The 10,660-nt window shown below is 36.8% G+C and carries 9 protein-coding genes; 8 read left to right on the top strand and 1 reads right to left on the bottom strand.

The features are described 5' to 3' along the window. Window positions 1–347, bottom strand: a 347-nt coding sequence (locus IPO27_03290; GenBank protein ID MBK8845625.1) for a mannosyltransferase, incomplete at its 3' end; no start/stop codon positions are given. A 115-nt stretch (window positions 348–462) separates the two neighbouring features. Between IPO27_03290 and IPO27_03285 the strand changes: the two genes are divergently transcribed. The 8 genes from IPO27_03285 to IPO27_03250 all read left to right on the top strand — a co-directional run bounded on the left by IPO27_03285 (window position 463) and on the right by IPO27_03250 (window position 10,586). Continuing rightward, entirely contained in the window at window positions 463–1,554 is a 1,092-nt protein-coding gene (locus tag IPO27_03285) for a hypothetical protein (GenBank protein ID MBK8845624.1), read from the top strand. After that, complete coding sequence (locus IPO27_03280) at window positions 1,502–2,251, top strand: PKD domain-containing protein (GenBank protein MBK8845623.1); 750 nt, start codon at window positions 1,502–1,504, stop codon at window positions 2,249–2,251. The genes IPO27_03285 and IPO27_03280 overlap by 53 nt, the downstream gene beginning before the upstream one ends. Before the next feature lie 96 nt (window positions 2,252–2,347). Next, window positions 2,348–3,541, top strand: a complete 1,194-nt coding sequence (locus IPO27_03275; GenBank protein MBK8845622.1) for an AAA family ATPase — start codon at window positions 2,348–2,350, stop codon at window positions 3,539–3,541. Between the two features lie 8 nt (window positions 3,542–3,549). Next, a complete protein-coding gene (locus tag IPO27_03270) occupies window positions 3,550–4,815 on the top strand; it encodes an HRDC domain-containing protein (GenBank protein MBK8845621.1) in 1,266 nt (421 codons plus the stop codon). A 381-nt stretch (window positions 4,816–5,196) separates the two neighbouring features. Continuing rightward, window positions 5,197–5,649: a hypothetical protein gene (locus IPO27_03265; GenBank protein MBK8845620.1), complete on the top strand. Its 453-nt coding sequence runs from the start codon at window positions 5,197–5,199 to the stop codon at window positions 5,647–5,649. Between the two features lie 4 nt (window positions 5,650–5,653). After that, complete coding sequence (locus tag IPO27_03260; protein MBK8845619.1) at window positions 5,654–8,062, top strand: T9SS type A sorting domain-containing protein; 2,409 nt, start codon at window positions 5,654–5,656, stop codon at window positions 8,060–8,062. A 2-nt stretch (window positions 8,063–8,064) separates the two neighbouring features. Then, complete coding sequence (locus IPO27_03255; GenBank protein ID MBK8845618.1) at window positions 8,065–9,432, top strand: T9SS type A sorting domain-containing protein; 1,368 nt, start codon at window positions 8,065–8,067, stop codon at window positions 9,430–9,432. Between the two features lie 440 nt (window positions 9,433–9,872). Further along, window positions 9,873–10,586 carry a hypothetical protein gene (locus IPO27_03250; GenBank protein ID MBK8845617.1) on the top strand — a complete coding sequence of 238 codons (714 nt, stop codon included), beginning with the start codon at window positions 9,873–9,875 and terminating at the stop codon, window positions 10,584–10,586. The last annotated feature ends 74 nt before the right edge of the window (window positions 10,587–10,660 follow it).

Raw genomic sequence — 10,660 nt, 5'->3', positions numbered from 1 at the left:
GCAAGCCGTTCATCATTGAGTATAAAGGTAGAGTGAAGTCCTTCCATCAAGATAGGATAATCGTCATGTAATAAGTTTTTTATTAAATCATCTGAGGTGCGCGATACCACAATGTAAGGTTGCCTGTTAAAAAGCTTGCTGCGCGCGGTATTTCGAGGATAGTAATGCACCACGGTGCATAGCTCATTTAATATGGCATGTGGAGCTCGGTTATACTCAAAGCAATGCAAATGGATTTTTATACCTATAGCCGACAGTGCTTTTATTTTATAGAACACATCAATTACTCCTCCGTAGTTTGCGGGATAAGGTATGTCGAAGGAAATGATATGGAGGTGTTTTTCCACGGATTATTGCCGGCAAATATAATGCTATCCATCATAATACACCTGATGGCTATTACTTTGTTTTTGTATTAAATATGAAAATTTGTTTCTTAGCACTATCAAATCCTAAAATCCTATGAAAAAAACTTTATTATTAACGATAAATTTTTTGGTATATCAGTTTTGCAGTGCTACGCAATTGTTGGTGCCTTCACAATACCCTACGATTCAAGGCGCCATCAACGCTGCTGTTACAGGCGATACGGTAATGGTTACACCCAATTCAACGTATGTTGAGAATATAATTTTTATGGGCAAGGACATTGTAGTAACTACCCCCAATCCTGCAACCGACCGCTATACTACTTTTATTGATGGTTCGGGTGCGGCACTAAGTACCGTGCGTTTTGTTGATATGGAAACCAATGCAGCACAATTAGTGGGTTTTACAATTAAAAATGGAACTGGAACATTGCGCAGTTGGTGGTATTACCTTGGTTTCAATATTATTGCGGGTGGAGGAATACATATTGATAGCCCTAGTGCTTTTAATCAGGGAGCACCATCTACAGGCTCTTCGCCAACATTGAATTTTTTAATTGTTGAAAATAATACTGCCAGTATGGGTGGTGGAATATGTTCGTGGAGGCAATGTAGGCCTATCATTAAAAATACAATTGTTCGCAATAACAAAGCTTTTGATTTGGCCGGAGGTATTTTCATTATTGAGGCTTTTAGTTATGGCGTTAATTACGTTTATTTTGAAAATCTGGAGGTCACACATAATGATTGTACCGGCACTGTTGGAGGTGGAGGTATTGTTGCCAATTATAGCTCAGATGTGATTATGAAACACTGCACTGTTGCAAATAATACGTCATCTTTTCCTGCTGGCGAAAATATGTTTCGTGCCAATGGAGCGATTTTTTTAATCTACAATTCAATTATTCAAACCGGCTCCGCCGATTTACTGGATAATCAGGGTGGCACACTATACCAAAGCGAATTGCACCATTCTTGTGTCTCAAATTTTAACGGGCCTATTACAAGCGTAATAGGTAATATCACCACCTCGCCAGATTTTGTAAACCAAACTATTGGTGATTATCATCTACAAACAACAAGTGGTTATGCTACTACAGACCTGATAGTAACCTGCGGATGTAAACCCGGATATGGGTGTTTTCGAAGTTGTTGGCGGAGCACCCGCCATTGCATTCGGCTCTAGCGATACAAGCTTCTGCGATAAAAATGCCATCGACTTTTACGATTTCAGCACCAATAACCCAACCACATGGCAATGGACTTTCACGGGAGCGGTGCCATCTACAAGTACGATGCAAAATCCTACCGGTATTTACTATCCTACGTATGGGCAGTTTGATGTAAAATTAGTTGCTTGCAATGCTAACGGTTGCGATTCGCTTACCATAACAGCTTTTATTACCGAGTATCAGTTGCCCACAGCACCTGTAATAACCTACAATAATGGTTGGCTTACATGCTCTCCTGCCAATTCGTATCAATGGTATCTTATTCCTAATGCCATCCCTAACGCCACACTGCAAAATTACCAGCCTACTCAAACTGGAAGCTACTATTGTCTAATTAGTGATAGCAATGGGTGCGTTGTTGCAAGTAATACCGTTCTTATAACCAATACAGCAATTCCTGATTCTGATCTATCAGATTTGTTAACTATTACTGTAAACGATGGAATATTTAACATGCTTTTTAAAGATGTAGCAACCACACCAAGAGTATTGGTTTATAATTCAATCATGCAAGTGGTAACTACCGCAGATGTTGGGCAAGGCCGGGCACGTATTGATATGCGCAACTTGGAAGATGGAATTTACCTGATTGATGTGGTTGCCGGAAATAAACATTTCGTGCGAAAGGTTTGGCATCAGTCAGGCAAATAGACTCAATACCTTGTCAATTTTAGCCTCGTTAATATCTTAAAATTGATTTTGCAAAAGGATATGTTGTAATTTGCCTATCATTATTGAAAGCAGAAATTGGAAACCAACCGATATTTAGAACTCGCCTGGGACTTTGTTACTAATACAAACAAGAGCGTCTTTTTAACCGGCCGTGCCGGCACGGGCAAGACTACCTTTTTACATAAACTAAAAAAGGAATGCAGCAAGCGCATGGCCGTAGTGGCACCTACGGGTGTGGCAGCTATCAATGCAGGTGGTGTAACCATCCATTCGTTTTTTCAATTGCCTTTTGGTGCTTTTACGCCTGGCTCACATAATTTTTTGTCGTTTAAAATTAGCGGCACTAAACGTAAACTGATACGCGCTCTCGATTTGCTGGTGATAGACGAAATAAGCATGTGTCGTGCCGATTTGCTAGATGCCATCGATCAGGTGTTACGACAAGTGAGGCAAACCAATATGCCATTTGGAGGCTTACAAATGCTAATGATTGGTGACCTCAATCAGCTTTCGCCAATTGTTAAAGATAATGAATGGATTATGCTGCAAACTCTTTATGCCTCCCCCTATTTTTATGAGAGCCATGCATTACAAAAAATGCCACCTGTTAAAATCGAGTTGCAAAAAGTATTTCGGCAGAGCGATGAGCATTTTATCAATTTACTCAATCGCGTTCGCGATAATGAGTTAGATGAATACACACTTGAACAACTAAATAAAAGATACCTGCCCGGGGTACTGCCGCCCGATGAGGATCGCTACATAACTCTTACTACGCATAACAACACCGCCAATCGTATCAACCAGGAAAAGCTCGATGGCATTAATTCTACCGTTTATTCATTTGATGCTTCCATTTATGGAGATTTTCCTGAAAACATGTATCCGGTTGACAAAACTCTTTATTACAAAACCGGTGCGCAGGTTATGTTTATTAAAAATGACCCCTCAGTAGATAAGCGATATTATAATGGAAAAATTGGTGTTATAAAATTCATTGATAAGGAAAACAACCTTATAAAAGTTGAATGCGATGGAAAAGAAATAATTTATGCCGAACCCATCGAATGGCAAAATACCAAATACACCTTGAATACCGAAAATAAAGTTCAGGAAGAAGTTGCCGGTACCTTTACACAAATGCCATTGAAGCTTGCATGGGCAATAACCATACACAAAAGTCAGGGACTAACTTTTGATAAAGCCATCATAGACGCTGGCTCTCGTTTGCAAATGAGTGGGTGGCTCTTAGTCGTTGCCGCACCTTAGAAGGTCTTTTGTTACACTCTCCTATTACTTCCACTTCGGTTAAAACTGATTCCAGAATTAATAATTATTCGGAGGAGATACGCAGAAATGTTCCTACCGAACAAGAATTGATGGAAGAGAAAAAGAACTATCAGACACAGTTAATGGAAGATTTCTTTTCCATGAACAGCATCCAAAAATCACTGCAACGTTTGCAACATTTTTTAAATGGTAATCATTCAACCATTTCGGTGGCACCGGTAGATATTAATTTGCTGATTGCTGATTTTGATCAGCATGTATTTTCGGTAGCCGAAAAATTTGTTCCGACTCTGCGAGCCTATTTCGATAACATTACCTTGCCCGAAGATAACCATGAATTACAAGCGCGATGGAGCAAAGCCTGCGTTTATATGGAAGATAAATTAGCTAGCATTCTTTATGCGCCTTTAAAAGAGATGGTGGTCGATACCGACAATAAAGAGCTTGAAAAATTATTTAAAGAACTGCATCAGAAACTTGCCTTCGAGGTGTTTACTAAAATTGTAATTTGCAGGGCATGCCTAACGCGATTTACTACAACAGCCTATATGCAATCGAAAGCAAATGCTGAATTAGATTTTGAAAAAGAAAAGGCAATCAAGCCAACTAAAAAGAAAATGGCTATGACATACATAGCAAGCAATGCAGATTCATCCAATGTGGATGATGGCTTATATACCATCTTGCGCGAGTGGCGTGATGAAAAAGCAATAGAAGCTAACCTGCCTCATTACATGATATTAAGCCGTATTGCCATAACACAGCTTGCAGAAGTAAAACCACAAACTCAACAACAATTGTTAAAAGTAAGTGGTATTGGAAAAACGAAAGTCAAACAATTTGGCCAAGAGCTGTTGGAATTGATTGCTGCCTATTGCCGCAAAAATGGTATAGCACAAGAAGAAAGTATGCCAATTGAAATAGAAAAAATTGCTCAGCCCAAAACTATAAACTCATCATTACAGGATACCTGCAATTTATTTAAAGAAGGTAGAACTTTGTTTGACATTGCACAAACGCGTGGATTAGCATATAGCACCATCGAAAAACATATTTATGATTTGGTTGGCCGCAACGAATTGAAATTAGAAGAAATAATAAACCTGGAAAAGATAAACGAGATAGAAGAAATATTAGCAAACAACACTGATTTAGGATTGGCTGATTTTATGAATATGCATCCCGGAAAATATACATACAACGAATTGAGAATGGTAAAGCGCGCAATGTTGGCAAAGAGCGCTTTGGCTTAATAGATTGTATGTTGAATAGTTAAGCATATTATATAACCGTGTATTTTACTTCCCAAGTGAACTCGAATAGGCGAGTACATACATTTTACTTTGTTTCTCTTGCACCATCCAAAAATTTTTCGTTTAATTTGTATTACAAAAAATCGCAACGTGGTCTTACTTTAAATCCCATTGTATTTATTCATCATATTAACAAATTAAATTAATGTAAAATGAAAAAACAAAATTCGAAATCCGGTTATGTACCGGTTGCTGTATGCCAAGTTGAAAGCATCAACAGTAGTACGTTTGGTGTAATTTTTGCACACACACACACACACACATTACCTCGCTCGTAAGCTAAAATTATTTCTATTCATTTTCTTTTTTTCTTCTTTAGTTATGAAACAGCAGATAACCCATGCGCAAGGTTTTAATTTTGAAATTAAAACCAACAATGGATTTAATTGTACCGGCAATGCCATTGCAACATTACCCAATAATGAATATATCGTATGCGGCAGCAGTATTGTTGATGGGTATAAAGACATATATGTGTGTAAGGTTAATAATGCTGGCGATACATTATTTACCCGCTCTATTGGAGGCAGTGCCGATGACGAAGGTTATTGTATTAAACCAACAGTTGATAGTGGCTATATTATTGCCGGTTATACCAAAAGCTTTGGTAGTGGCAATGCAGATTTTTTTCTTGTAAAATTATTGGCAAATGGCACCATAGACTGGACACGCACCAGTGGTGGCACCTTAGCCGATGGAAGTTATTCGGTAATGCAAACTACAGACAATGGCTACTTGGTAGTAGGGTTCAAGCAGTGTAGGTGCAGGTGGTAGAGATATGCGCGCAGTTAAATATAATGATAATGGCATATTTCAATGGTCCCAAACGTATGGCACCGCCTTTGACGAAACAGGGTATAGTGTAACCCAAACAAGTGATGGAGGATATATAATAGCAGGCAGCAGCGGATTGCCAAGCAATAGCGTTGACCAAGACTTATATGTTGTGTGTGCCGACTCAATAGGCAATCAAATTTGGAGTAAAAAATACTTGGAACCAGGCGATCAAATAGCTTATAGTATAAAACCATTAGAAACCAATGGATATGTAATAGCAGGAAAATCAAATAATAATGCTACCAATAATTTTGATATGCTGTTGCTAAAAATTTGGGAGGATGGAGACTTAATTTGGAAACAAACCTATGGAGGAGCGGCCGAAGATGTAGCCTACGATGTGGCAGAATCTAAAGATTACTCATTTGCTATAGTTGGAAGTACGGCTACAATTGAAAATCAAAAACAAGGCTACTTAGTACGCGCTACCGACCATGGCGATATGGTAGAGGAGTTTAACTATGGCAGCAGCTATGATGATGAATTTAAAGCCGTTTGCTTTGATGAGAATGGAGAAATTATTGTAACAGGGGTAACAGATAATAATTCGGGTAGCAACAATTCTTATATGTGGATTGGTAATGCCAACAAGTGTGCATATATAGTACCAAGATGTATTTGGCTAATGAGTTGTTGGAAGTTTAATGCCTCCAAACAAGGAGACGATAAAATTTTGCTACTTGATGATAGCAACAAATCGCATTTGACTAAAATAGAAGATTTTGTACAATATTGTAAAGCAACAAAAATACAAACTGTAGTTATAGGCAATTTACAAGATTTAATAAGAGAAGATAATACAAAATCAGGCGGGGGAGCATTTTCACAATATCCTACTTGCAATCCCGAAAATGGAAGCACCTTGCGTGGTAAGCTTAAATATCTTATACAAAGGCTATATACCATCGGTGGAGTAAGTAAAGTACTAGCTCAATGGCTTGATCAGGATCCGCCAAGTGATTATGATGTTACAAATTGTACAGGAAATAATTATGAGGCTGATGAACCTTATGGAAGAACAATCAATCATTTTGAAATATTAAATGCTTTTATATATTGGAATAAAAATATCATTCCATCTAAACAACGGTTTAATGGACTCATGCTCGATTATGAATACTTTGCACCTAAGTATGGTGAGCACTATACAATCGGTTCAATTACCTTTGACATAGATTATACCTTTGCCAAGCATGGCTGGGATATGTGGCAACCGTTAGCAAGCGCATTTATTAATGCAAGGAATCAAACAAACAAAATCAACTATGTTGAATGTTACTTAAACGACATCATGTTTACAGACGATAAGTTAACCAATCCAGTAAACATCAGCGATTGGCCGCATGGATATTTTAATATTACAAATGCAGGTAATAGCAATAACGTAACAGATTTAGATGATAGTAAGGAGGAAATTACCATCTTAAATAATTTAGGATTTGATAATTATAGTATAAATTATTCTAATCGGGATAATGCAGCAAATTCACCAAATATAAATAAGTCGCCATCTTGTTTTTTAAAAGGGGAATCGGCAAACAATATGGAAACCGACCAGCAAAGACAAAGAAGGCGATTAGAATTGATTGGCAACTTGGCCTATACAAACATAAATTTCAGTGTGTATTTGCGCAGCAAAAATCATGTAAATTGCACTACATCGTATGCCATCTTAGGCGATGTTCTTATGGGACTTTGTTATTGGAGTAATCATACATGGCCAACGCTATCTGCTTATAGTGGCAACCCCAAAATTGTGGCCTTACCCTTAATAGAAAAATACTTTACTTGGCAATGGTTCTTAAATGAGGGGGTTACCAGTGGCCCAAATGCAGTTGATATAGATCCTTATACAAACTTTGGCTATACCAAACTTTATCGTTTTGATTGGTTTCAATATGGCCTTGATACCGATGATGAAATAATGAGCCTAAGCCATGCACAATTGATGGATGCAAGTCATATAGTGCAGCCTACTCGCAGTGGTGATACTAATATATGCTTCATTGACCCTTGTACTGAGCGTTTTGCCAATCCAATTATTTTTGAAACCGAATCAGAAAAAATTGAAATAAAAGAGTTGCAAATTATGAATTGGTTGCAAGCTATACCTAACCCAGCGTCCAAATGGTTTACTTTACAATCAAATTTCGAGTTTTCAAATATAGAGGCAATTCAGATAATCAGCTCCACAGGTATAGACTACACTGGTAAGTTTGAAATTGATAATACTGACCATGAACAAATTAGGATAAAAAATATAAATGCCTTGCAAGGATTGTATTTTATTAAAGTTGTTTCTGATAAAGGTGCAGCAGTTATAGGTTCTATAAACTTAATTGCCGAGTAGTTATGAACAAAATAATTTTAGCAGTTGCAACAATAGTTGCAACTGCATTTTCAAGTTTTGGCCAGCAAACTATGTTTAGCAAAATATATTTTGATCAAGGATATTACTATCCTTATGGATTTAATGAAATGGCTGATAGCAGTTTGGTAATAAGTGGGGCAATTGGAACTCAAAGTGTAGCTGTAAACTCAATTGTTTTTCGAATCTCAAGCATTGGCGATTCGATCAGTTACTTTAAAACAGACTCATTTGGAACAATCTCAGCAATTGCATTCCTTAATGATTCGCAACTTATTGCGGCAAATATGTTTTTACTATCTAATAACTTTATTAGTTACACGAAATTTACTTATGCTTCAATGGATACATCAGATTATACAAAATTCAATTTTAGTCAATATCCCAATGCTTACATTAGAGGAATTAATAAACTTTTCAATAATGACATAATCATAACGAATATGAGTGCCGGCCCGTACAGTGTATTACGAGTTGATAGTACAGGAGCAATAAAATGGAGCGCGCCCAGCACCATGCCCTATCCTTGGTACTGCAAAGAGGACTATGAAGGCAATATCATATTATGTGGAAATAATGGTACAGCATTAAAAACATCTCATTTGCAAAAAATGGATAGTGCTGGCAATATATTGTGGCATCAATCTTATGGTAACAACTGGCAATATTTTAGTGGCTATACTATTGGTGGTTTTGTTCAAATGAATGATTCAAATTATCTTATTTCGTGTGTTGCAGAAGATTACCATCTAATAAAAATAAATCGGTACACAGGTGATACAATTTGGACAAGAACCACAAACTCAATGGGTTTTGGCTTTCCTGCCTTAATTAAAGGCAACAATAATCAGTATGTTGCTACTGGGCTACACAGTTTGTACTTTTTTGATGATAATGGAGATACGCTTTTTACAAGGCCATATAACCTTCCACAGAACTGCTATGCCGATATTGCACATTTAATAAAAACAAAAGATGGCGGCTTTGCTTATTGTGGATCAATTCGTGAATTGCCAAGCCCTTATGAAACCATATTCGTTGGGAAAACCGACTCCCTTGGCAATACAATCTTCACCAGCCAAATAGAAATTCCAAATGAAACCGAGCTACTGGTTTATCCCAATCCTACTTCTGATATTCTCAATTTCAATTTGCCAATTGAGTTGGATGGCAATAATGTAACGATAACTGTATATGATGCACTTGGGAGTGAAAAGTCTTTATTGAAGTACGATAAGCTGAGTTCGAAGCAATATCAATTTGATTGCAGCAGTTTACCAAATGGATTGTATAGTATCAGCATGCAAACTGAAGAGAAAAGATATTGGCAAAAGTTTGTAGTGCAACGGTAACATGTTGCCGAAAAGTAAAGTCGTAGTAATAACGTCTTTAATATGAAATAATTAATAATGGTAACTAACAAAGTAGAAGAAAAATTTCCTTAGTTTGGCGTTTTCACCAAACTAAGGGAAAAAATGTTACCCCGCTTTTCACTATTGAAGTGAATGGCAATGTAGCAAATGTAGAAGCACAGAAAACCGAACTTGCGAGTGGGCTTTATCATGTACAGGTAACAACCGCAGCAAATAGAATTGCTAATACTACCTTACACTTAATTTCAGAATAGATGCGAATAAAAAATAAAATACTAAGGATGCAAATGTTTTGCATCCTCAGTTTAAGCATTAGTTTTTGTTTTGGGCAAAATATTAAATTTGTCAAAGAGTATTTTAAACAAGGAAAGCACTTACCAACCAGCCTAATTGAAACTGCAGATTCAGGATTTGTAATTATGGGATATCATTACTCGGGATTAGTTCCCGGCAATGCGTTTTTTTTTAAATTAAACAAGTATGGAGATTCTACATATTATCGAACATATTTGAAGGACTCTTCTGTTGTATATTACAGTGCCAAGCAAAACGATAGCGTTATTTTGGTTACACCCCTGATATTTTCGAAGAATAAGTATATCAATTTAGCTAAGGTAAGTTCAATTAATGGCGACACTATTTCCAATTGGAATTATTTCCTTCCCAACTATCCTACAGGTTATTCTAGATTAATATTTTTATTAAAAAACAGTGATATTTTGCTAATTAATACTTGGGCAGGCAATTACAATATCATGCGACTAAATAGTAATGGACAAATTATTTGGCATACTGGAACTCCGATGGCCGGCATTATAAATTGCATAGAAGATTATGATGGTAATATAATTGAAGTGGGTGCAGACCCCACATCTATAGACCCTTACCATGTACGCAAATTGGATAGTGCAGGCAATGTAATTTGGGATAGAACTTATGGCAACAACTGGCAATATTTTAGTGGCTATACTAATTGGTGGTTTGTTCAAATGAATGATTCAAATTATCTTAATTCGATAATTATGCAAGATTGCCATCTGATAAAAATAGATCGAAATACTGGTGATACAATTTGGACAAGAACCACAAACTCAATGATATTGGTTTGCATGAAATTTTTAAAGCAACAATAATAAGTATGTTGCTATTAGGAGGAGTGTTTTTTATTGCTTTAATTATAATGGGGATACCTTTTTGCAGGCCATTT

The organism is Bacteroidota bacterium, from assembly GCA_016714535.1.
In the GTDB taxonomy this organism is placed as follows: domain Bacteria; phylum Bacteroidota; class Bacteroidia; order AKYH767-A; family OLB10; genus JADKFV01.
The sequence above is the reverse complement of the archived record's forward strand: the minus strand, read 5'-3'. Positions and strand labels throughout refer to the sequence as shown.